The 22,468-nt window shown below is 73.4% G+C and carries 19 protein-coding genes and 4 tRNA genes; 10 read left to right on the forward strand and 13 right to left on the reverse strand.

What is annotated here, in order from left to right:
• Positions 1-107: 107 nt before the first annotated feature.
• The 5 genes from J5Y04_RS20690 to crcB (J5Y04_RS20710) all read right to left on the reverse strand — a co-directional run bounded on the left by J5Y04_RS20690 (position 108) and on the right by crcB (J5Y04_RS20710) (position 5,020).
• Positions 108-2,459 carry a DEAD/DEAH box helicase gene (locus J5Y04_RS20690; protein ID WP_209413562.1) on the reverse strand — a complete coding sequence of 784 codons (2,352 nt, stop codon included), beginning with the start codon at positions 2,457-2,459 and terminating at the stop codon, positions 108-110.
• 194 nt (positions 2,460-2,653) lie between these two features.
• Entirely contained in the window at positions 2,654-3,418 is a 765-nt protein-coding gene (locus J5Y04_RS20695; RefSeq protein WP_209413563.1) for a hypothetical protein, read from the reverse strand.
• A 302-nt stretch (positions 3,419-3,720) separates the two neighbouring features.
• Positions 3,721-4,095 carry a fluoride efflux transporter CrcB gene (crcB, locus tag J5Y04_RS20700; RefSeq protein WP_209413564.1) on the reverse strand — a complete coding sequence of 125 codons (375 nt, stop codon included), beginning with the start codon at positions 4,093-4,095 and terminating at the stop codon, positions 3,721-3,723.
• Positions 4,092-4,499 carry a DUF190 domain-containing protein gene (locus J5Y04_RS20705; RefSeq protein ID WP_209413565.1) on the reverse strand — a complete coding sequence of 136 codons (408 nt, stop codon included), beginning with the start codon at positions 4,497-4,499 and terminating at the stop codon, positions 4,092-4,094. Before J5Y04_RS20705 ends, crcB (J5Y04_RS20700) begins: the two co-directional genes overlap by 4 nt.
• Complete coding sequence (gene crcB / locus J5Y04_RS20710) at positions 4,496-5,020, reverse strand: fluoride efflux transporter CrcB (RefSeq protein ID WP_209413566.1); 525 nt, start codon at positions 5,018-5,020, stop codon at positions 4,496-4,498. Before crcB (J5Y04_RS20710) ends, J5Y04_RS20705 begins: the two co-directional genes overlap by 4 nt.
• 70 nt (positions 5,021-5,090) lie before the next feature.
• Between crcB (J5Y04_RS20710) and J5Y04_RS20715 the strand changes: the two genes are divergently transcribed.
• The 5 genes from J5Y04_RS20715 to J5Y04_RS20735 all read left to right on the forward strand — a co-directional run bounded on the left by J5Y04_RS20715 (position 5,091) and on the right by J5Y04_RS20735 (position 6,171).
• A complete protein-coding gene (locus J5Y04_RS20715) occupies positions 5,091-5,432 on the forward strand; it encodes a metallopeptidase family protein (protein WP_148644860.1) in 342 nt (113 codons plus the stop codon).
• A gap of 117 nt (positions 5,433-5,549) precedes the next feature.
• Positions 5,550-5,622 (forward strand) — tRNA-Glu (locus tag J5Y04_RS20720).
• Positions 5,623-5,678: 56 nt separating this feature from the next.
• Positions 5,679-5,752 (forward strand) — tRNA-Asp (locus tag J5Y04_RS20725).
• Between the two features lie 27 nt (positions 5,753-5,779).
• A tRNA-Phe gene (locus tag J5Y04_RS20730) sits at positions 5,780-5,853 on the forward strand.
• Positions 5,854-5,979: 126 nt separating this feature from the next.
• Entirely contained in the window at positions 5,980-6,171 is a 192-nt protein-coding gene (locus J5Y04_RS20735; RefSeq protein WP_307853218.1) for a Uma2 family endonuclease, read from the forward strand.
• Between the two features lie 74 nt (positions 6,172-6,245).
• On the opposite strand, the gene J5Y04_RS20740 is transcribed toward J5Y04_RS20735, so the two are convergent.
• Positions 6,246-7,316 (reverse strand): S9 family peptidase, encoded by a 1,071-nt coding sequence (locus tag J5Y04_RS20740; protein WP_209413567.1) that lies wholly within the window; start codon positions 7,314-7,316, stop codon positions 6,246-6,248.
• Between the two features lie 82 nt (positions 7,317-7,398).
• Positions 7,399-8,319, reverse strand: a complete 921-nt coding sequence (locus J5Y04_RS20745; protein WP_209413568.1) for a zinc-binding dehydrogenase — start codon at positions 8,317-8,319, stop codon at positions 7,399-7,401.
• 327 nt (positions 8,320-8,646) lie between these two features.
• On the opposite strand from J5Y04_RS20745, the gene J5Y04_RS20750 reads away from it, so the two are divergent.
• Complete coding sequence (locus tag J5Y04_RS20750; RefSeq protein WP_209413569.1) at positions 8,647-9,633, forward strand: LysR family transcriptional regulator; 987 nt, start codon at positions 8,647-8,649, stop codon at positions 9,631-9,633.
• 115 nt (positions 9,634-9,748) lie between these two features.
• On the opposite strand, the gene J5Y04_RS20755 is transcribed toward J5Y04_RS20750, so the two are convergent.
• The 3 genes from J5Y04_RS20755 to J5Y04_RS20765 all read right to left on the reverse strand — a co-directional run bounded on the left by J5Y04_RS20755 (position 9,749) and on the right by J5Y04_RS20765 (position 12,578).
• The gene (locus J5Y04_RS20755; RefSeq protein ID WP_209413570.1) at positions 9,749-10,960 is read right to left on the reverse strand and encodes a serine hydrolase; all 1,212 of its coding nucleotides are present in this window, start codon (positions 10,958-10,960) and stop codon (positions 9,749-9,751) included.
• Between the two features lie 167 nt (positions 10,961-11,127).
• The gene (locus J5Y04_RS42940; RefSeq protein ID WP_209413571.1) at positions 11,128-12,060 is read right to left on the reverse strand and encodes a hypothetical protein; all 933 of its coding nucleotides are present in this window, start codon (positions 12,058-12,060) and stop codon (positions 11,128-11,130) included.
• Positions 12,057-12,578, reverse strand: coding sequence for a SigE family RNA polymerase sigma factor (locus J5Y04_RS20765; protein ID WP_209413572.1), 522 nt, complete (start codon positions 12,576-12,578; stop codon positions 12,057-12,059). The genes J5Y04_RS42940 and J5Y04_RS20765 overlap by 4 nt, the downstream gene beginning before the upstream one ends.
• A 277-nt stretch (positions 12,579-12,855) precedes the next feature.
• Between J5Y04_RS20765 and hrpA the strand changes: the two genes are divergently transcribed.
• Both hrpA and J5Y04_RS20775 read left to right on the forward strand, forming a co-directional pair.
• Positions 12,856-16,842, forward strand: a complete 3,987-nt coding sequence (gene hrpA, locus J5Y04_RS20770; protein ID WP_209413573.1) for an ATP-dependent RNA helicase HrpA — start codon at positions 12,856-12,858, stop codon at positions 16,840-16,842.
• Positions 16,843-16,996: 154 nt separating this feature from the next.
• Positions 16,997-17,070: transfer RNA gene (locus J5Y04_RS20775), tRNA-Asp, on the forward strand.
• Between the two features lie 358 nt (positions 17,071-17,428).
• On the opposite strand, the gene bldC is transcribed toward J5Y04_RS20775, so the two are convergent.
• A complete protein-coding gene (gene bldC / locus J5Y04_RS20780; RefSeq protein ID WP_014137253.1) occupies positions 17,429-17,635 on the reverse strand; it encodes a developmental transcriptional regulator BldC in 207 nt (68 codons plus the stop codon).
• A 627-nt stretch (positions 17,636-18,262) separates the two neighbouring features.
• Positions 18,263-19,171, reverse strand: coding sequence for a hypothetical protein (locus J5Y04_RS20785; RefSeq protein WP_209413626.1), 909 nt, complete (start codon positions 19,169-19,171; stop codon positions 18,263-18,265).
• A 198-nt stretch (positions 19,172-19,369) separates the two neighbouring features.
• On the opposite strand from J5Y04_RS20785, the gene J5Y04_RS20790 reads away from it, so the two are divergent.
• Both J5Y04_RS20790 and J5Y04_RS20795 read left to right on the forward strand, forming a co-directional pair.
• Positions 19,370-20,530 carry a Glu/Leu/Phe/Val dehydrogenase dimerization domain-containing protein gene (locus J5Y04_RS20790; RefSeq protein ID WP_307853221.1) on the forward strand — a complete coding sequence of 387 codons (1,161 nt, stop codon included), beginning with the start codon at positions 19,370-19,372 and terminating at the stop codon, positions 20,528-20,530.
• Positions 20,531-20,910: 380 nt separating this feature from the next.
• Positions 20,911-21,168, forward strand: a complete 258-nt coding sequence (locus J5Y04_RS20795) for a DUF3073 domain-containing protein (RefSeq protein ID WP_209413574.1) — start codon at positions 20,911-20,913, stop codon at positions 21,166-21,168.
• A gap of 201 nt (positions 21,169-21,369) precedes the next feature.
• On the opposite strand, the gene purM is transcribed toward J5Y04_RS20795, so the two are convergent.
• Positions 21,370-22,455, reverse strand: coding sequence for a phosphoribosylformylglycinamidine cyclo-ligase (gene purM / locus J5Y04_RS20800; protein ID WP_148643604.1), 1,086 nt, complete (start codon positions 22,453-22,455; stop codon positions 21,370-21,372).
• Positions 22,456-22,468 lie beyond the last annotated feature (13 nt).

Below are 22,468 nucleotides of genomic sequence, written 5' to 3' on the forward strand. Positions count from 1 at the left end.
GGTGGCCCGTGCGGGAACGACGACGGGCCCGCCCCACCGAAGTGGAGCGGGCCCGTGGTCAGTACGTCCTGCGCGACGTCCTACGCGCTACTCGCGCGCTTGCGGCGTCAGTTCTTCCAGCGCGGCTTGCGGTCGTCGCGGTTGAAGCCGCCGCCACGGTTGTCACGGTCGCCGAAGCCACCGGAACGGGCACCGCGGTCGTCACGGTCGCGGTTGAAGCCGCCGGAGGCCTGCGGGCGGCCACCGGAGCGGTGGTCGTCGCGGCGGGAGAACGGACGGCTGGAGCCACCGCGCTCGTCGCGGTCACGGCCGAACGCCGGACGGTCGCCGAAGGAGCGGGCCGGACGGTCGCCGAAGCCGCCGGAGCGGCCGCCGCGGTCGTCGCGGTCGCGGTTGAAGCCGCCGCCACGGTTGTCGCGGTCACCGAAGCCACCGGAACGGCCGCCACGGTCGTCGCGGTCGCGGTTGAAGCCGCCGCCACGGTTGTCGCGGTCACCGAAGCCACCGGAACGGCCGCCACGGTCGTCACGGTTGAAGCCGCCGGAGCGGGCACCGCGGTCGTCGCGGTCGCGGTTGAAGCCGCCGCCACGGTTGTCGCGGTCACCGAAGCCACCGGAACGGCCACCGCGGTCGTCACGGTTGAAGCCGCCGGAGCGGCCGCCGCGGTCGTCGCGGTCGCGGTTGAAGCCGCCGCCACGGTTGTCGCGGTCACCGAAGCCACCGGAACGGCCACCGCGGTCGTCACGGTCACGGCCGAAGCCACCGGAACGGCCACCACGGTCGCCGCGGTCGTCACGGTCACGGTCGCGGCCGAACGCCGGACGCTCGTTGCGCGCCTCGCGGTACGCCGGGGTGCGCTCCTCGGCCACCGGGGCGGCGGTCTCGACGACGGGCTCCGAAGCCTCGGCGGAGTCGGCCTCGGCGGCCGGCGCCTCGTCCTCGATGCCGAGCTCGGCCCGCTCGCGCGCGGCACGGGCGGCCAGGCGGTCGGCCTCCTCGCGCAGCTCGGTGGCGCGGCGCTGCGCACGCTCCAGCTGGCGGGTCATGTCGGCGAGCTCGCGCTCGGCGGCACCGGCGATGCCGGCGGCGCTCTCGGCCTGGACCTCGATCAGCGAGCGGGCGCCGGTGATCTTGGCGACCTCGGCGTCGAAGGCGTGGTCGAGGATGTGGCGCGAGGCGTCCACGCCCGCGTCCTCCATCAGGCGGAACACGCCGCGGCGCTGGTGCGGCAGCACCAGGGTGACGACGGCGCCGGAGCGGCCGGCCCGGGCGGTGCGGCCGGAGCGGTGCAGGTAGTCCTTGTGGTCGCCGGCCGGGTCCACGTTGAGGACCAGGTCGATGCCGTCGACGTGGATGCCGCGGGCGGCCACGTCGGTGGCGACGACGACGTTGACGTAGCCGTCCTTGAAGTCGCCGAGAACGCGGGTACGGGCGCCCTGGGTCATGCCGCCGTGCAGCGCGTCGGCCTTCACGCCGGCCTCGATGAGCTGCTCGGCGACGCGGTCGGCGCCCATCTGGGTGCGGACGAAGATGATCGTGCGGCCCTTGCGGGCGGCGATCGCGTTGGTGATCGGCGCCTTGTCCTTGGGCTTCACCACGAGGATGTGGTGGGTCATGGTGGTGACCGCGCCGGCCGACGGGTCGACCTCGTGGGTGACCGGGCTCTTCAGGTAGCGCTTGACCAGGGTGTCGATCTCGTTCTCCAGGGTGGCGGAGAACAGCAGGCGCTGGCCGCCGGCCGGCACCTGGTCGAGGATCTCGGTGACCTCGGGCAGGAAGCCCATGTCGGCCATCTGGTCGGCCTCGTCGAGCACGACGGTCCGGACGTCGGCCAGCTTGGCGCTGCCGCGGTTCAGCAGGTCGCGCAGACGGCCGGGGGTGGCGACGAGGATGTCGACGCCGCGCTCCAGCGCGTAGATCTGGTTCGACATCGAGGTGCCGCCGCAGACGACCTTGAGCTTGAGGCCGAGCACCGAGCCGAACGGCTCCAGGGCGTCGGCCACCTGCATGGCCAGCTCACGGGTCGGGACGAGGATCAGGCCGCGCGGGTGCTTCGGCTTGGTGCGCTCGCCGTCGGCGAGGCGGGTCAGCAGCGGCAGGCCGAAGCTGAGGGTCTTGCCGGAGCCGGTGCGGCCGCGGCCCAGCACGTCCTTGCCGGCCAGGGCGTCCGGGATGGTCGCGGCCTGGATCGGGAAGGGGGTGGTGACGCCGCGCTTGGCGAGGGCGCGCACGACGTCGTCGTGCAGGCCCAGGTCGCCGAAGGTGATGGTGGGCTCGGCGTCCTCGGCGGACTCCTCGTCCGCGAGGGCCTCGTCGACGGCGGTCTCGGCGTCGGAGGAGTCGGCGACGGCCTCGGCGGCGTCGGCGGTGACGTCGATCAGCTCGGCGTCGGGGGTGGTGACATCGGCGGCGGACTCGCTCGCGGGCATGGCGAAGCGGGCGTCGTCAACGAGAGACATGCAAAACCTTCCGGAAGTGGCACGCGCCAAAGTCCGGGTTCTGTTTCACAACCGCCTCTATGCGGTCAGCCACGGATCGCCGGAACGCGCCAAGGGCGCCAGATGGGAATAGGGCGCCAATCAAATGAATCAAACGAACGATCTACCACCATAGACGACCCTCGGGATCAGAGGCAAATGCGCTGGCCAGACTGCTAATGCCCGCCCGGGCCGGGGCTCGGGGCCGAAGATCCGGAGCTTCCGGAGGAGGGTTCGGTGGTCGGCGGGACGGTGGCGGCGGGCGTGGTGTGGCCGGGATCGGGAGTGGCGGACGGCCGTCCGGTCGGACTCGCCGCCGCGGTGCTGGCCGTGGAGCCGCCGGAGCGCCCGTCACCGGTCCCGCCGCCCGGGCCCGCGGTGCCCCCGGACCCGCTCGCACCGCCCGTGGCGCCGGTGCCGGCGCTCGCCCCGCCACCCGACGAGCCCGCGCCCGGCTGGGGTGCGGTGCCGGCGCTCGCGCCCCCGGCCGAACCGTTCGCGCCGGGAGCAACCTCATCGGATGCGGCGCCGGGAACCGTGCCCGCGCCGTCGGTCGTACCGTTCGCGCCGGGGGACGCCGCCCCCGGCGCGGGGGTCAGGCCCGTTCCCGGCGCGCTCTCCGCCTGCACGCCCCCGACGTGCTCCGACCGCCCGGACACGCCACCCTGGTGACCGCCGCCGCTCGGCGCGGCCGATCCGCCGCCCGCGGCCCTGCCCGGCGTCCCGGCCTGGCCGACCGGCACCGCGCCGTGCTTCTCGTCCACCGCCGGCCCCACCGACATGCAGCCGGTCAGGCCCAGTCCGGCCACCGCCAGCACCGCCGCCGCCCGCACCACGCCGTTCCGCACCGCCACCGCCCTCGGCTCGGCCTCCCGGACCGCCACCGCCCGCACCACCGCCGGACGGTCCTCCCGGGCGCCCGCCCCGCGCGCCGAAGTCACCGCACGCACCGCACGCATTGCCGCCACCGCGCTCCCTCTCCCGCCGCCCCGTCCGGGGCCGCCCGGGCCGACCACCGGCCGCCCACCGCGCCCGGCACTACCGGTGCCCAACGCGCGCCCGGGGTGACGGGACACGGGCAGCCCGGCAGGAAGCCCCCGGCGCAACCCGCCCGGCGCAACCCCGGGGGCCCCGACCTCCCGAGCGCCCGAACCTCCCGAGGGCCCGAACCTCCCGGGGGGCCCAACCTCCCGGGGGGCCCGAACCTCCCGGGGACCCGCGCCCGGGGCCTCTCCGGCCCCGCTCAGCCCCAGAGCGCCGAGGCCAGACCCGCCCCCGCGTACACCGCCGCCAGCCCCACCACCAGGCTGCCCGCCACGTTGGCCACCGCGTACCGCCCGGCGCCGCTCTCGGCCAGCCGCAGGGTCTCGTACGAGAAGGTCGAGTACGTGGTCAGCGCCCCGCAGAACCCCGTCCCGAGCAGCAGTTGGAGCTGCGAGGACGCCGCACCCGCCGCCACCGCCCCGGTCAGCAGGCCGAGCACCAGGCAGCCGGACGCGTTCACGGCGAAGGTCCCCCACGGGAAGACCGAGTCGTGCCGGGACTGCACCGCCCGGTCGGTCAGGTACCGCAGCGGCGCGCCGACCACCGCCCCGGCCAGCACCAGCAGCCAGTTCACCCCGCCACCCCCGTCCCGGGGCCCGCGCCGGACCCGCCCGTACCGGGGCCCGTTCCCGTGTCGGACCGGCCCCGTCCCACGTACCTGATCACCTCGCACGGGTCGAGCACCACCAGCCCCTCCGCCACCAGCTCGTCCAGCTGTGGCAGGAAGGCCCGCACCCGCTCCTCCGCGTCCACGATCACCACCGCCACCGGCAGGTCCTCGCTCATCGACAACAGCCGCGCCGTGTGCACCAGCGACGAGGCGCCGAAGCCCTCGATCCCCCGGAACACGCTCGCCCCGGCCAGCCCGGCGGCCCGCGCCCGGTGCACGATCTCGCTGTAGAGCGGGCGGTGGTGCCAGCGGTCGTTCTCGCCGACCAGCACGGTGAGCCGCAGCGCGGGCCCGGTCAGCCCGGTCATCGCCCCTCCCTTGCGCCCCGGTGGATCAGACGCCGCGTCAACCCCGCCGCCGCCCAAACCGCGGCCAGCGCCGCCAGCAGCGTCAGCCCCAGGTAGGCCGTCCCGGCGCCCGGCCTGCCCTCCTCCAGCAGCCGCCGGATGTCCACCGCGTACGTCGAGAACGTGGTGAAACCGCCCAGCACGCCGGTCCCGAAGAACGGCCGCAGCAGCGGGTGCGCCGGGCGGCCCTCGGTGATCGCCACCAGGAACACGCCGATCACCGCGCAGCCGACCACGTTCACCACCAGCGTGGTCCAGGGGAAGTCGGCAGGCCCGTTCGGCCAGAGCAGCGCCGCCCCGTAGCGGGCCGACGCCCCGACCGCCCCGCCCAGCGCCACCACCGCGACGGCCGGCCCCTGCCCGCGCAGCACCGGCGGCCGCCGCGGCACGGCCGCCCCGGGCCCCACCCGCGGCGGCCCGTCCACCGCGCTGCCCGCGGCACCGCCCGCCGGGCCGCCTGCTGAGCCGTTCGAGGTCGCCATAGGCCCATGAAACACCGGCCACGACCGTCTGGCACGCCGTCACCCCAGACCCGACAATGATCCGGTGGAGATGACCCGGGAAGAGTTCGAGACGCTGGTCAGTGACGCACTCGACCAGATTCCCCCGCAGCTCGCGGCCATGATGGACAACGTCGCCGTCTTCGTCGAGGACGAGCCCGACCCCGCCGACCCCGAACTCCTCGGTCTCTACGAGGGCACCCCCCTCACCGAACGCGGCGAGTGGTACGCCGGCGTCCTGCCCGACCGGATCATCGTCTACCTCGGTCCGACCCTGCGGCACTGCGAGACCCGCGAGCAGGTGGTGGACGAGGTTCGCACCACCGTGATCCACGAGGTCGCCCACCACTTCGGCTTCGACGACCACGAGCTCGACGAGCTCGGTTGGTCCTGAACCCCCGCCCCCACCGGCCCCGCCCGGTCGGTCGAAACCCGTTTTGGCGTTCGGCCCGACATCCCATATGCTTCTCGACGTCCCCGGGAACGCTGGAAACAGCCGGAACGGCCGCAAGCCCTCATCGTCTAGTGGCCCAGGACGCCGCCCTTTCAAGGCGGTAGCACGGGTTCGAATCCCGTTGGGGGCACGCAGTACCGTAGTAAAGTGCAGTGCGCAAGACCTCATGTGGAGAAATCCGCACAAGGTCCCGTGGAGCAGTTGGTTAGCTCGCCACCCTGTCAAGGTGGAGGTCGCGGGTTCAAGTCCCGTCGGGATCGCTCGTCTCGCAAGAGACGGTGCAGTACGGCCAGGTAGCTCAGTTGGTACGAGCGTCCGCCTGAAAAGCGGAAGGTCGCCGGTTCGACCCCGGCCCTGGCCACCGTACGAGGAAGGCCCCGGAGAGTTCGCTCTCCGGGGCCTTCTGCATGTCGCCTGCGCATCCGGTACGCCAACCGGTACGCCAACGGCGCGGCGAACGATCGGCGGTCCGACCGGAGGACCCTGGGTGCGTGACTACCCGCTGATGGGCATTCCGCTGTACCTGTTGATCGATGCCCGGCAGAAGACCGTCACCCTGTTCAGCCGGCCCGACGGCACGAGGTACCACCGCCGCGAGGACATCGAGTTCGGGGAGACCCTGCACATCCCCGAACCGTTCGACTTCGACCTGACCACGAGCGACCTGCTGCCGTACTGACCTGCACCGGACCCTTCGGTACGCCCCCGCTGTCCGGGGCCGGGTCCGGAGCCGGCCCCGGGTGCGCGGCGGCCCTACCGGCCGCCGGCGAGGTGGGTGGTGAGCCAGTCCGCGGTGGCCGGGAGCCAGTCGGGGAGGGCGTTCCCGAGCAGGTGGTTGCCGTGCGGGACGAGGAGGAGCTCGGCCCGGGGGGCGTGGCGGGCCAGGGGTTCGGCGTTGGTGACGCCGGGGATCCGGTCCTCGCCGCCCTCGACGACCAGGAGGGGGCCGGTGACGGCCGGGGCCAGGGCGGAGAGGTCGACGCGGCGGGCGAAGGCGCGGGCGGCCTCCGGACTGCCGCAGCGCTGGGTCAGGGTCGCGGTGACGAAGGGGACCAGCGCGTCCCAGTCCAGCCGGTACGGGCCGCTGACCACGGCGGTGGCGCGGACCCGTGGCTCGTGGGCGGCGGTGACCGCGGCGTAGTAGCCGCCGAGGCTGAGGCCGATCACCCCGACGCGGCCGGCGTCCACGCCGTCCCGGGCCGCGAGGGCGTCGATCACCCGGCCGACCACGTGGTGGTAGTCCGGGTCGGGGGCGCTGGTCGCGGCGAGGACGCCCTGGCCCGGGCCGTCCATGGCGAACACGGCCGCGCCCCGGGCGAGCAGCGCCTCGGCGACGGCGTGGAACTCCTCCTTCCCCGAGTCCATTCCGGGGACGACCACCACCACCGGTGACCGCCCGCCACCGGCGGGGCGGCGGAGCCAGCCGGCGAACGAGGCGCCCTCGATCCGCTCGGCCGTCGGGTCGAGGTGGGCCAGCGCGCGGCCCATCGCCCGGTCCGCCTCGGTGGCGGCGAGGGCGGCCGCCTCGCGGTCGGGGTCCGGGAGCAGCCCGGCGAAGTGGAACCAGCGGGCGGCCGTCCGGTACGCCTCGCCGGCCGTGCGGTGGTGGCCCTGCGCGGCGGCGCGGTCGGCGGTGGCGAGATGTCGTCGGCCGGCGGCCCGGCAGGCCTGGGGCCACGCGGTCAGGGACGGCAGTGCGGCGGTGACGCGGGTGTACTCGTGCGGGTCCAGTCCGGCGCCGGTGGCGCGCGGGCGGTTCTCCCCGACGAAGGCCGGCAGCAGGTCCGGGTGGTCGAGGAAGGAGAGGTCGGGGGGATTCGTCATCAGGTGTGGCTCTCTTCGACGGTGGGTCAGTTCCTCGGTGACTCGGCGGGCCTCGACGCGCCTCAGCGCGCCTCGGGACGGGTCAGGACAGGGTCAGCACGGCCTTGCCGCGGATCCGGCGCTCCCGCAGGTCGGTGAGGACGGCGGCGGTCTCCGCCCAGGGTGCGATCCGGCCGATCTCCGGGGTCAGCCGGCCCTCCCCGACCAGACGGACCAGGGTGGCGAGGTCGTCCCCGTCGGGAACGTCCGAGTCGGCGTAGTGGAAGTGCCGCAGCGTGGCGGACTCCGGGCCCGCGAAGAAGCCGAAGAAGTCGAGCGTCGCGGGTGTCCGGGAGGCCTGGCCGAACCAGATCAGCGTGCCGCGCCGGGCCAGCCGGGCGAGTGCCAGGGGCAGGTTCGGACCGCCCGTCGACTCCAGCACCAGGTCGTACGGGCCGCGCGCCGCGCCGACCTCGTGGACGACCTCCGCCGCGCCCAGCTCGGCCAGCCGCCGGCCGCGTTCGGGCGAGGCCGTGACCACGGTGAGTTCGGCCCCGGCGGCCGCGGCCAGCTCGGTGACGTAGTGGCCGACGCCCCCGGAGGCGCCGGTGAGCAGCACCCGACGGCCGGCCAGCGCGCCGGCGGTGCGGAGCAGGCGCAGCGCGGTCAGCCCGGCCAGCGGGAGGGCGGCCGCGCGGACGCTGTCCAGGTCGTCCGGGAGCTCGGCGAGCGAGGTGGTGGGCACGCAGACGTACTCGGCCCAGCCGCCGGCGGGCGGGTGGCCGACCACCCGGCGGCAGGCGGCCGGGCCGGAGCCGTCGGCGGCGGCCTGGACGACCAGGCCCGCGATGTCCTTGCCGGGGCGCCAGCCCGGCTCGGGCGCCTCCAGCTGGAAGGTCTCGCCGCGGTTCACCGAGAACGCCTCGACCTTCACCAGCGCCTCGCCCGGCCCGGGCCGCGGCTGCTCCACCTCCGCGAACCCGACCGCCGTGTCCGCCCGTCCGGTCGCCGTCAGCGCCCTCATGACCTTCGCCCTCCTCCGGCCCCTCGCCGGCCGGTCCGGCCGAGGTGGTGTCCCCAGCACACCGCGGGCCGTCGCACCCGGTCCAACAACCGCCCGGGTTCGACGACAACCGTCCGTTGTCACGCCGCCGGGGGCCGGCAGCGCCCGGCCGCCCGGCAGGGCTCCGTCACACCGGGCCCGCACGGGCACGGGGGAGGCGGACCGGGAGCGCACGGGCACGGGGGAGGCCGACCGGGCCCGCACGGGCGCGGGGGAGGCGGACCGGGCCCGCACGGGCGCGGGGGAGGCGGACCGGGAGCGCGGCCGGGCCCCGTACGCTGGGCGGCCATGGATCTCGATCTCGCCCAGGTGCGGGCCTTCTCCGTGGCGGCCGAGGAGCTGCACTTCGGGCGCGCCGCCGCGCGCCTGGCGATCAGTCAGCAGGCGCTGTCCAAGCGGGTGGCCCGGCTGGAGGCGGCGCTCGGGGCGCGGTTGCTGGACCGGGACGCTCGCGGGGTCGCCCTGACCGCGGCGGGGCGGCGGTTCCTGGAGCCCGCCCGACGGCTGCTCGTCCACGGGGACCACGCGGTGGCGGCGGTGGCCTGTGCGCGGCGCCCGCTGCGGATCGACGTCTGGGGGCACCTGTACGCGCCGATGCGGACGGTCGCCCAGGCCGTCGAGGGGGTCCCGGGGCTGGAGGTGGAGCCGGAGCCGGGGCGGGACCTGCCGTCGGTGGCGGCGGCCCTGCTGCGGGGCGAGTCCGACGCCGGGTTCGGCCGGGTGCACCCGCTGCCGGACGGCCGGGACACGGGACTGGCGCACCGTCTGGTGCGGCTGGAGCCGGTGGACGCGCTGCTGAGCACCGATCACCCGCTGGCCGGCCGTGACGTGCTCCGGCCGGCCGACCTGCGGGACAGCGTGCTGCGCTACCCGGCCGCGGTGGACCGGCTGGACTTCCTGACCCGGTTCGCCGACCAGTTCGGCATCGCGGGGCGGACCGGTTCGGCCAACCTGGGCCTGGAGCACTTCGTGGAACGGGTCCGCACCGACCCGGCCTGCTTCTCCCTCCTCCCCGCCGACTGCCCGCTCCCGGAGCCGCCGGCCGCGCCCGGCCGCCCCGGCGTACGGACCGTGCCGCTCGCCGACCCGACCCCGCTGTACGCCTGGTCGCTGGTCTGGCGCGACGGGGACGGCTCCGGTGGCGAGCAGCGGCACCCCCAACTGGACCCGTTGCTGCGGGCGTTCGGTGAGGAGGCGCGGCGCAGCCGCTGGCTGGAGTACGACCCGGCCCGTGACTGGCTGCCCGGCCCCGACCAGGAGGCCCTGGAGGCGTGACGGAACGGGCCGGCGGAGCGAGGCCCGAACGCCCGGACGCCCGGACGGCCGGACACCCCGAACGCCCGAACACCGGAACGCCCGGACGCCGGACCCGCCCGGGCGGGAGGAGCCCTCAGTCGTCGACCGCCTGATAGGCGAGCGTCTCGAAGTCGCAGGCGGCCTTCGGCGGGGCGGCGGTCTCGAACATCCGCTGGGTGAGCAGGATTCCGGTCAGCCGCTCCGCCGGGTCGTTGAACCACGTGGTGCCGAGGCCGCCGTCCCACCCGTAGCGGCCGGGGGTGGCGGGGCCGGTCCGGGTGGTGGCGACGGAGACCCCGAAACCCCAGCCGGTGAGGTCCTCCCGGCCCAGCAGCGGGCCGGAACGGGCCAGCTGCGCGGGGGTGAGGTGGTTGGTGGTCATCAGCTCGACGAACGGGCGGGACAGCACCCGGACCCCGCCGTGGCTGCCGCCGCCGAGGAGCATCCGGGCGAAGGCCAGGTAGTCGTCCACGGTGGAGACCAGGTCCCCGCCGGCGTCGGGGAACTCCGGCTCCGCGGCCCACGCGCTGTCGGTCGTCCCGTCGTACTGCACGAGCCGCCCGGTGCCGGGGTCGCGGAAGTACTCGGCCGGCAGCCGGTGGAGCCGGCCGGGCGGGACGGTCAGGCCCGTTTCCCGCATGCCCAGCGGTTCGAGGACCCGCTCGCGCAGCACCTCTCCGAGCGGCTTCCCGCAGGCCCGGGCAAGCAGCACGCCGAGCACGGCGGAACCCGTGTGGTAGAGCCACGCCGTGCCCGGCTGGTGCAGCAACGGCAGTTCGCCGAGCCGACGCAGGTACTCGTCGGGGGCGGGGTAGCCGGTCCGCGGCGGGCGGACGTCGACCCCGCGTTCGGCGAGCGCACGGACCACCGGAGCCGACTCGGGGAGCGTCGTGAAGCCGTGGCCGAGCCGGAAGGTGAGCAGGTCCCGCAGGGTGATCGGGCGCTCGGCCGGTTCGGTGTCGTCCAGCTCGGCGTCGGGCCGGCGCAGCACCCGGCGGCCGGCCAGCTCCGGCAGCAGTTCGTCCACCGGGTCGTCGAGGCGCAGGACGCACTCCTCGACCAGGGTGAGCGCCGCCACCGCGGTGACCGGCTTGGTCATGGACGCGATCCGGAAGAGCGAGTCCCGCCGCATCGGCTCGGCACCGCCGAGAGTGAGGCTTCCGAGCACCTCGACGTGCTCCGTCCCGCCGCGGGCGACCGCCGCGACGAGGCCGGGCAGCTCACCCCGCTCGACGTGACCGGAGAGCACCGCGTGCATCCGGCCCAGCCGGCCCCTGGACAACCCCGCCAACGCCGTCGTGCTCATCGGCCACACCCTCCAGGCCGCTGACGGCCCGTCATGAATGTTGTCCGGGCCACTGTGCACCACGGCACCGACAATCGGGCGGCGGACCACCGGCGCCCGACGGAGCCGGCACCCGACAGGACAGGCACCCGACAGAGCGGGTGACTGCCGGAGCCGTCACACGACGGTCAGCGCAGCCAGTCCGTGGTGGTGGCCAGCAGCGCGCCGTCCGCCCCGTAGACCTTGATGTTCCCTCCGGCCGAGGCGGCGGCCCGGGGGATGGCGACCCAGCGGACGGGCGAGTCGCCGACGGTGACCACCGCCGGTTCGGTGGTGGTGCCGTCGGGGAGGGTCACGACCAGCTTCGCGGCGTCCGAGCCCACCTGGAGCAGCACCACGGTCGGTGCGTCCTTCATGGCCGGGTCCGGCGCGTCCTTGGCCCGGGGGCCGAGGGCGGAGCCCGTCAGGTTGCCGTACGGGTCCGTGGCCCTCGGCGGCTCCCCACCCGGCGCGGGGGTCTCGTGCGTCGCGCCGACCGGGAGCCGCTTGCCGTCCAGCGTGACGTAGAGGTCCACCAGGTCCTGACCCTCGTGCCGGTACTGCCGCACGAAGTCCTCGGTGGGCTCGGGCAGGTCGGGGCGGGCCGTGCGCTGGTCCTGCCAGATCAACCGGGCCTGCTGGTACGCCTGGTCCTTGCCGGTGGCGGGCCAGAGCGCCGCCCACGCCGTCCACGCCTTGCCGTTGGACGTGCCCTCCGCCAGCTTGACCCGGACCGGCGTGAACGGGTCCCGGGCCGCCGCCGAGACCGTGGCCGTCGGCCGGGCCGACGGGACCGCCGCCCCCGACCCCTGGCCCGCACCAGCACCCGACGCGCCCGACCCGGCCGCCGCCGTCACCACCGTGGCCGCACCGGCTCCGCCGCCGCCCGCGCCCAGCACGACGCCGCCCCCGGCCACCGCGACCACGGCCAGCGCCAGCGCCCCCACCGCGGCCGACCGCCGCCGCAGCCGCCTGCGGCGGCCGCCCGCCAGCACCCGGTCGTACGGCACCGGCCCGATCTCCACCCCCTCGGCCAGCCCGGCCAGGCTCCGCGCCACGACGTTCTCGTCCTGCCCGCTCATACCGTTCCTCCGATGCTCGTCATCCCGATGAGTGAGGTGGCGGCCCGGAGCTTGGCGATCCCCTTGGACGCCTGGCTCTTGACCGTCCCGACCGAGCAGCCCATCGCCGTGGCCGTCTGGCCCTCGCTGAGGTCCTCCCAGTACCGCAGGACCACCGCCTGCCGCTGCCGCGCCGGCAGGGTGGCGAGCGCGGCCAGCAGGGCCACCCGCTCGTCCAGCCCGCCGAGCCCGTCCGGCCCGGCCTGTTCCGGCACGGCCGTGACCAGGTGCTCCGGCACTCTGCGGCGGAACCGCCGGGCGTGCTCGTTGACCAGGATCCGGCGCACGTACGCGTGCGGATCGCCGGTCCGGCGGACCCTGCCCCAGGCGACGTAGGCCCGCTCCAGGGCCTGCTGGACCAGGTCCTCCGCCGAGTACCGGTCCCCCGCCAGCAGGTACGCCGTGCGCAGCAGCCGCGGCCAGGCGGCACCGGTGAACGCGCGGAACTCGTCGTCCCGCTCGGTCTTCTGGGCTCCCATGAGCACCTCCTCATCCCCCCAGAGCCCACCGCCGCCCCGAACCGTTGCCCGCCGCCCCGCCCGGACCGTCACCGGCCGCTCCCCCACCCCGCGCACCACCCCGCGCACCACCCCGAAACCTCCCGGAGACCGCCCGCACCACTGCGCACACCGCCCCCGCACCGCCGTCCGAACGACGCCCCGGACGGGGTTCGCACATCCCCCGCGGCGGCTGTGACACTGGAGGGGCTCGAAAACCGAGGTGCGCGCCGCCGCATCTCCTTGCGAACCTAGAGGGATGCCCGCCGTGAGTTCTCCCGCAGTCCAGTCCGCCGACGCCCCCGCCCAGGGGCCCAGCATCGGCGAGCTGGCCGCCCGTCTCCCCGAGCTGACACTGCGCGACGAGGTGCGGATCGGGCGCCGGCTGGAGGGCGCCCGCCGGGTCCGCAAGCCCGACGCACGCCAGAAGATCGCCGACGAGATCGCCGGTGACATCGACCGCGCCGAGCTGCTGGTCGAGCAGCGCCGGGCCGCCGTCCCGAAGATCACGTATCCGGCCGAGCTGCCGGTCAGCCAGAAGAAGGACGAGATCCTCGCCGCGATCCGCGACCACCAGGTGGTGATCGTGGCGGGCGAGACCGGCTCCGGCAAGACCACCCAGATTCCCAAGATCTGCCTGGAGCTGGGCCGCGGGGTGCGCGGCCTGGTCGGCCACACCCAGCCCCGCCGGATCGCCGCCCGCACGGTGGCCGAGCGCGTCGCCGAGGAGATGAACACCCCGCTCGGCGAGGCGGTCGGCTGGAAGGTCCGGTTCACCGACCAGGTCGGCCAGGACACCCTGGTCAAGCTGATGACGGACGGCATCCTGCTCGCGGAGATCCAGACCGACCGCGAGCTGCGCCAGTACGACACCCTGATCATCGACGAGGCCCACGAGCGCAGCCTCAACATCGACTTCATCCTCGGGTACGTCAAGCAGCTGCTGCCCCGCCGCCCGGACCTCAAGGTCGTCATCACCTCGGCGACCATCGACCCCGAGCGGTTCGCCCGCCACTTCAACGACGCCCCGATCGTCGAGGTGTCCGGCCGCACGTACCCGGTCGAGGTGCGCTACCGCCCGGTCGTCGACGACGCCGACGCCGAGGACGACTCCACCGAGGCCGACCGGGACCGCGACCAGATCCAGGCGATCTGCGAGGCCGCCGAGGAGCTCCAGGCCGAGGGCCCCGGCGACATCCTGGTCTTCCTCTCCGGCGAGCGCGAGATCCGCGACACCGCCGACGCGCTCAACAAGCTGAAACTGAAGTTCACCGAGGTCCTCCCGCTCTACGCCCGGCTGAGCTCGGCCGAGCAGCACAAGGTCTTCCAGCGCTCCAACTCCCGCCGGATCGTCCTGGCCACCAACGTCGCCGAGACCAGCCTCACCGTCCCGGGCATCAAGTACGTGATCGACCCGGGCACCGCCCGCATCTCCCGCTACAGCCACCGCACCAAGGTGCAGCGGCTCCCGATCGAGGCGATCAGCCAGGCCAGCGCCAACCAGCGCAAGGGCCGCTGCGGCCGCACCTCGGACGGCATCTGCATCCGGCTGTACTCGGAGGAGGACTTCCTCTCCCGCCCCGAGTTCACCGACGCCGAGATCCTGCGCACCAACCTGGCCTCGGTCATCCTCCAGATGACCGCCGCCGGCCTCGGCGACATCGCCGCCTTCCCGTTCCTGGACCCGCCGGACTCCCGCAACATCAAGGACGGCGTCAGCCTCCTGCACGAGCTCGGCGCCCTCGACCCGGACGAGAAGGACGTCCGCAAGCGCCTCACCCCGCTCGGCCGCCGGCTCGCCCAGCTCCCGGTGGACCCGCGGATGGCCCGCATGGTGCTGGAGGCCGACAAGAACGGCTGCGTCCGCGACGTCATGGTGATCGCCGCCGCTCTCTCCATCCAGGACCCGCGCGAGCGCCCCACCGAGAAGCGCCAGGCCGCCGACGACCGGCACCGCCGCTTCCAGTCGGAGACCTCCGACTTCCTCTCCTACCTGGCCATGTGGCGCTACGTGCGGGAGCAGCAGAAGGAGCTCTCCTCCTCGGCCTTCCGCCGGATGTGCAAGGCCGAGTTCCTGAACTACCTGCGGATACGGGAGTGGCAGGACATCTACTCCCAGCTGCGCACGGTCGCCAAGCAGCTCGGCGTCACGATCGAGGAGCCGCATCCCGATGCCGAGCCGGACTCCGACCGGATCCACCAGTCGCTGCTGGCCGGCCTGCTCTCCCACATCGGCCTGTTCGACGTGGAGAAGCGCGAGTACGGCGGTGCGCGCGGTGCGCGGTTCGCGGTCTTCCCCGGCTCGGGCCTGTTCAAGAAGCCGCCGCGCTGGGTGATGTCCGCCGAGCTGGTCGAGACGTCCCGGCTCTGGGCCCGGATCAACGCCAAGATCGAGCCCGAGTGGGTGGAGCCGCTGGCCGGCCACCTGATCAAGCGCAGCTACAGCGAGCCGCACTGGGAGAAGAAGGCCGGCGCCGTGCTGGCCTACGAGAAGGTGACCCTCTACGGGATGCCGGTCGTCGCCCAGCGCAAGGTGAACTACGGCCGGATCGACCCGGAACTCTGCCGCGAGCTGTTCATCCGCAACGCCCTGGTCGAGGGCGACTGGGAGACCCACCACAAGTTCTTCGCCGAGAACCGCAAGCTGCTCAGCGAGGTCGAGGAGCTGGAGAACCGGGCCCGCCGCCGGGACATCCTGGTCGACGACCAGACCCTGTTCGAGTTCTACGACGGCCGCCTGCCGGACGACGTCGTCTCCACCCGGCACTTCGACTCCTGGTGGAAGAAGGCCCGGCACGACCAGCCGGACCTGCTCAACTTCGAGAAGTCGATGCTGATCAACGACGCCGCCGACGGCGTCACCGAGGCGGACTACCCGGACCACTGGCAGCAGGGCAAGCTCCGCTTCCAGCTGACCTACCAGTTCGAGCCGGGCAGCGACGCGGACGGCGTGACCGTCCACATCCCGCTGCCGGTGCTCAACCAGGTCACCGCGGAGGGCTTCGACTGGCAGATCCCGGGCCTGCGCGAGGAGCTGGTCACCGCCTGGATCAAGTCCCTCCCCAAGGCGGTCCGGCGCAACTTCGTCCCGGCACCGGACTTCGCCAAGGCGGCGCTGCGCCAGGTGAAGGACCGCCAGGAGCCCCTGCTGCCGACCCTGGAGCACGTCCTCAAGCGGCTGACGGCGGTCACCGTCCCGCCGGAGGCCTGGGACGACGACCGGGTGCCGGACCACCTCAAGGTGACCTTCCGGGTGGTGGACGGCCGCAAGAAGCTCGCCGAGTCCAAGGACCTGGAGGAGCTGCGGCTCCGGCTCAAGCCCAAGCTGAAGGAGACGCTCTCCTCGGCCGCGTCCGGCCAGGGCATCGAGCAGTCCGGGCTGACCGCCTGGCCCGCCTCGCTGCCCGTGCTCCAGCGCACCTTCGAACAGCGCTCGCGGGGCCACTCGCTGCGCGCCTACCCGGCGCTGGTGGACGAGCGGGACGCCGTCGGCATCAAGCTGTTCGACACCCCGCAGGCCCAGGCCAAGGCGATGTGGGAGGGCACCCGGCGGCTGCTGATGCTGACCACCAACTCGCCCGCCAAGTCGATCCAGGGCCGCCTGGGCAACCAGGCCAAGCTCGCCCTCTCGTACAACCCGCACGGCTCGGTCCCGGCGATGTTCGAGGACGTGGTGGCCTGCGCCACCGACCGGCTGATGACCCTGTCCGGCGGACCGGCCTGGGACGAGGCGGCCTTCGGCAAGCTGCACGAGAAGGTGCGGGCCGACCTCTACGACCTCTCGGCGGACACCACACTCAAGACCGCCACCGCGCTGATCGCCTTCCACAAGGCGTCGACCCGGCTGAAGTCGGTGAGCAGCCCGGTCCTGCTGACGGCGGTGAACGACATCCGGCTGCACCTGGCCTCGCTGGTGCACCCGGGCTTCGTCACCGAGACCGGCTGGCAGCGGCTGACGGACCTCAAGCGCTACCTGCTGGCGGTGGACCGCCGGCTGGAGGCACTGCCCAACCACCCGCAGCGGGACGCCCAGCAACTGCTGAAGGTCCAGCAGGTGCAGCAGGAGTACGGGGAGCTGCTGGCGGCCGTGCCGGCCGGGCAGGAGCCCTCCCCGGAGGTGCGGGCGATCCGCTGGATGATCGAGGAGCTGCGGGTCAGCTTCTTCGCGCAGTCGCTCGGCACGCCGACGCCCGTCTCGGAGAAGCGGATCGCCAAGGCGATGGAGGCCGCCAGGGCCACGCTCTGAGCCGCTTCCCGGCCGTTCCCCCCGCCCGGCCCGCGGGCCGGTCCCTGAGCTGGGCGGGGGCCCTCAGGAGCCAGTTCGACCTGGGGGCCCACCATGGGCTACGATCTGTCTTGTTCGCAGCGCAGCAAGCAAAGCGAACGGATCAGAAAACTCTGGTCCCGTGGAGCAGTTGGTTAGCTCGCCACCCTGTCAAGGTGGAGGTCGCGGGTTCAAGTCCCGTCGGGATCGCCGTAGTCGAGAGGCCCGGAACCGTTTGGTTCCGGGCCTCTCGCGTTTTGTCCGACCCCTCCCTTACCCCGAGCTAGGTCTAGACCACAAGTGACAGTCCGTGTGACTGTCGTCACTTCCCTTTTCCTGAGAGCGGCCGAGCGGGGCCCCTTCCAGGGGGGCACTAATTTAATATGTAAAATTGCACAGGTATTAACTGTAAATCCCCCCCGCCCCAGAAGCATCAAATCGTTATCCGGAGTTCAACATTCCGTACCGTCGGACGGGAACGCCGACGCGCTCCGGGCATGGCAAAGGGGCCGCTTACCGGACCCGGCGGAGTCCGGTAAGCGGCCCCTTTGAAAGAGCCTTCGGCCTATCAGGCCTCGGTGCGCTGAGCGGGAATACCGGCCAGCAGAGCGCGCACCTCCGCCTCGCGGTAACGGCGGTGGCCGCCGAGGGTGCGAATGGACGTGAGCTTGCCCGCCTTGGCCCAACGGGTAACCGTCTTGGGGTCCACGCGGAACATGGTGGCGACCTCTGCCGGCGTCAGCAGAGGTTCAGCATCAGGGGTACGAGCGGTCATGAGCGGCCTCCTCGGGAGAACCGAACCAGGGCGGTTCTATCCTTCAAATTCTGCACCTTGGCCCGCGATGCCCGAAATGGCATAGACGGGCCGAGTCGGTTATAGGACGAACGGCTTGTCCTGGTGTCTACAACTACACCATCCGTCCAGCCCCATCGACCAAACCGCCAAAATTGACCCCTCACGGGTTCAAGGCTGACGGATGGCGATGGACCACCCCATAACGGGCAGTCACCTTATAGTGACATCCGGTTACGAGGCGACCAGACCTGCCGTTTCCCCGCAAAGCACGCATCGAGTCCAGAACCACCCAAAAGTGGGCACGCTCACGTGAAGTTGGGCTGGTTGTCCCATTTTTGCACATAGGGGTAAGTTCGCGTCAACGGTGAGTAGTGTCACGTTCGACAGGTATTGACCCGAACCAGGACCTTGGTCATGTGGGTCGGGCCGTAGGACTCTTACAGTCTTACAAGTACCACCGACACCCACCCCGGCCAGCGGTGACGCCCCCTCAGCAGGCCCCGCCGACCCCGCCCGCACGGCTCTCCCCGGCACCCCGGCCACCCGCACCCGCCCGGGAGGCGCCCGCCCCGGCCCGGGAGGCGCCCGCCCGGCCCGCGGAGGCGGTCAGTTCGCGTACCGCAGCGCCAGGACCCGGCGCCAGCGCCCGGTCAGCTCCTCGTAGGCCCGCTCCGCCTCCGCCGCGTCGCCCGCCCGCAGCGCGCGCAGCCCGTCCTCCAGCTCCCCCGCCGAACGGTCCGCCAGCAACCGCTCCGGCCCCAGCAGATGCACCAGTCCCCCGTAGTCCAGCTCCACCAGCGAGCGCGGGTGGAACTCCTCCAGCCACCGCCCGACCCGCTCCGCCCCGCGCACCAGCTCCCCCTCCGGCACCGCCTCGCGCAGCGCCCGGTACGCCCGCGCCACCCGCCGGCGCGCCTGCGCCATCGGCGTCAGGTAGAAGAGCGCCGCCTTCTCCCCCTGCCGCCCCGTCCCCTCCTCCGCCGCTCCCGCCGGCACGAAGCAGCGGTCCTCCTCCCCGAACGGCAGGAACCACCGAACCGGCACCTCCCACCGGCTGGTCAGGATCCACGGCCGGGCGTCCGGGTGCTCGGCCCGCCAGCGCTCCCGGTCCGCCTCCGCGGCCTCCCTGGTCGCCGGCGGCAGCGCGGTGTCCACCAGGGCCACCGGCGCACCCGTCCGCAGCTCCTCCAGCGCCTGCCAGCTGCGCAACCGGGTCGCCCACGGGCAGACGTAGAGCACCCCGTCCAGCGAGCGCACGAAGGCCCGCTCGCTCTCCCGCTCCGGCAGCGGCCGGGGTGTCCGGCCGACCAGCTCCGCGAGCGCGGCCCGCTGCTCCTCCAGCACCGCCGCGGCCACCGGCTGCCCGGCCTCCGCCGCGTCCGGACCGCGCTCCGCCGCATAGGCCTGCCAGTGCGCCCGCTCCGGCTCCGGGTAGGCGGCCAGCGGCTCGTAGACCCGCAGGTGGGCGGCGTAGGGCGGAAGTACGGATGTGCGTACGACGGTCACGTGCTGCATCGTCGCACGCACCGGCCGTCCCCCGGGAGGGCTCCGGCCGGGAGCCGTTCGCGAACGCACTCCGCACGCCCCCGTCTCACCACGCGGACAACCGCCCCAAGCTCGGGCAAGAGGGCGGATCCCAGGCGCCCCCGCGACTACGCTTCGCCTTAGGCGCCCGCACCACAGCAGCGGGCCTCAGATACTGGAGTCACCACAGTGACCGACGTACAGACCGCATCCGCCACGCACCCCGCACCCGGCGTGCTCAGCAGGATCTTCCGTACCGAGCAGGACGGCGCCCCCGGCGACGGCCACGAGCAGGTCGTCCTCTGCCACGACCGCAGCTCCGGGCTCAAGGCGATCATCGCCATCCACTCCACCGCGCTGGGCCCGGCCCTGGGCGGCACCCGCTTCTTCCCGTACGCCTCCGAGGAGGCGGCGCTGGAGGACGCGCTGAACCTCTCGCGCGGCATGTCCTACAAGAACGCGCTCGCCGGGCTCGACCTCGGCGGTGGCAAGGCCGTCATCATCGGCGACCCGAACAAGGACAAGAACGAGGCGATGCTCCGCGCCTACGGCCGCTTCGTCGAGTCCCTGCGCGGCCGCTACATCACCGCCTGTGACGTCGGCACCTACGTCCAGGACATGGACGTCATCGCCCGCGAGACCGAGTTCGTCACCGGCCGCTCGCCCGAGAACGGCGGCGCCGGCGACTCCTCGATCCTGACCGCCTTCGGCGTCTTCCAGGGCATGCGCGCCTCCGCCCAGGCCCGCTGGGGCCAGCCGACCCTGCGCGGCAAGCGGGTCGGCGTCTCGGGCGTCGGCAAGGTCGGCCACTACCTGGTCGGCCACCTGGTCGCGGACGGCGCCACCGTCGTCGTCACGGACGTCTCCGAGGCCGCCGTCAACCGCGTGCGCGCCGCCCACCCGGAGGTGGAGGTGGTCGCCGACACCGCCGCCCTGCTCCAGGCCAAGCTGGACGTCTACGCCCCCTGCGCCCTCGGCGGCGCCCTGACCGACGCCTCGGTGGGCGCGCTCGGCGAGTTCGGCACCTCCGTGGTCTGCGGTGCGGCCAACAACCAGCTGGCCCACCCGGGCGTCGAGAAGGACCTCGCCGACCGCGGCATCCTCTACGCCCCGGACTACCTGGTGAACTCGGGCGGCGTGATCCAGGTCGCCGACGAGATCGAGGGCTTCAACTTCGAGCGGGCCAAGAACAAGGCCACGAAGATCTTCGACACCACCCTGGAGATCTTCACCCGGGCCGCCGCCGACGGCGTCCCGCCGGCCGTCGCCGCCGACCGTCTGGCCGAGAAGCGGATGCGCGAGATCAGCGCGCTCCGCTCGGTGCTGCTGCCCGGCGCCCGCCGCGCCTGATCCCGGCGGAGCGGTCCGGTGATGCGCGGGGGTCGGTCGTCCGTCCCCCGCGCATCACAATGTGGAACCGGATTCTCACTTCTGCGCCCGATCGGGTGATCCAAGGCCCCCTAAGGGGGGATAATCGATCCGGGAACAACGGACCTGAGACACCTACGGACGGCGCGCAAAATGCCGCAAAACCTCCCCTGACCTGGGACGACCCGGTCGCGGGTGCGGCTGGTGCGCGCCACGTCACACCGACGACGTACCGTCCAGCGGCAGAAACAGGTACCGTTAATGCTCCAAGGGACGGTTCTCCCCATTCGGGCAGACCGCTCCTGATCATGAACACGTGTCAGACTCGGGGCCGTGAGCCCCATCGTTGAGGGGGTCGACCCATGGGGCGCGGCCGGGCCAAGGCCAAGCAGACGAAGGTCGCCCGCGAGCTGAAGTACAACAGCGGCGGGTTCGACGCCAATCGTCTGTCCAGCGAGCTGGGCGTATCGCCCTCCACCGCCTCGATCGAGCCTGAGCCGATCGAGGAAGAAGAGGACGACGACCCCTACGCGGAGTACGCGGCACGCTACGCCGCCGACGACGAGGACGACGACGCCGATTCGGGTACCGGGCCCTCCCAGGCCCGCCGCCGCGCGTAGTCCCAGTCTGGCCTGACCGGCCCGTGCGCCACCGGCGCCGGGCCGGTTTTCGGCGTTCCCGCGTGCGTTCACCCCGTCGGGGAATCCCGTCCTGCCCTCCCGTGCGGCTCCCCCGCGACCGCCGGGCGCCGCGAGCGGCCGGCCGGCGTACGGAAAGGGCCCCTCCGGTGGAGGGGCCCTCTGCCGTGCTCAGGCGGCCGCTCAGCCGGCCGTGAAGCCCTCGTACGCGTTGTAGAGGGCCGCGCCGCCGTCGTGCTCGTCCGCGCGCTCGACGACGTCACCGAGCAGCCAGGCCTCGACGCCGCGGTCCTCCAGGATCGACAGCACGACGTCCACCGAGTGCGGCGGGACGACCGCGACCATGCCGACGCCCATGTTGAGCGTCTTCTCGATCTCCAGGGTGGCCACCTTGCCGACCTCGGCGACGGTCTGGAAGACCGGCAGCGGGGTCCAGGTGCCGCGGTCCAGGCGGGCGTGCAGGCCGTCCGGGATGACCCGGGCCAGGTTGGCCGCCAGGCCGCCGCCGGTGACGTGCGAGAAGGCGTGGACCTCGGTGGCGCGGGTGAGCGCCAGGCAGTCCAGCGAGTAGATCCGGGTCGGCTCCAGCAGCTCCTCACCGAGGGTGCGGCCGAACTCCTCGACCTTGCGGTCCAGCTTCCAGCCGGCCTCGTTCAGCAGCACGTGGCGCACCAGCGAGTAGCCGTTGGAGTGCAGGCCGGAGGCCGCCATCGCGATCACCACGTCGCCGGCCCGGACGCGCTCCGCACCCAGCAGCGCGTCCGCCTCGACCACACCGGTACCGGCGCCCGCGACGTCGTACTCGTCCGGCCCGAGCAGGCCCGGGTGCTCGGCGGTCTCGCCGCCGACGAGGGCGCAGCCGGCCAGCGCGCAGCCCTCGGCGATGCCCTTGACGATCGCGGCGACCCGCTCCGGCACGACCTTGCCGACGCAGATGTAGTCGGTCATGAACAGCGGCTCGGCACCGCAGACCACCAGGTCGTCGACGACCATGCCGACCAGGTCGTGGCCGATGGTGTCGTGCTTGTCCATGGCGGCGGCGATGGCGACCTTGGTGCCCACGCCGTCGGTGGCCGAGGCCAGCAGCGGCCGCTCGTAGCGCTTGAAGGCGGACGCGTCGAAGAGCCCGGCGAAGCCGCCGAGGCCGCCGACCACCTCGGGGCGGTTGGCCTTCTTCACCCACTGCTTCATGAGCTCGACGGCGCGGTCGCCCGCCTCGATGTCGACGCCGGCGGCGGCGTAGGTGGCGCCGTTCTGGTTCGTGGTCACTGCGGTGCGGCCC

Origin of the sequence: Kitasatospora sp. RG8, from assembly GCF_017813315.1 — a bacterium.
Lineage (GTDB): Bacteria > Actinomycetota > Actinomycetes > Streptomycetales > Streptomycetaceae > Kitasatospora.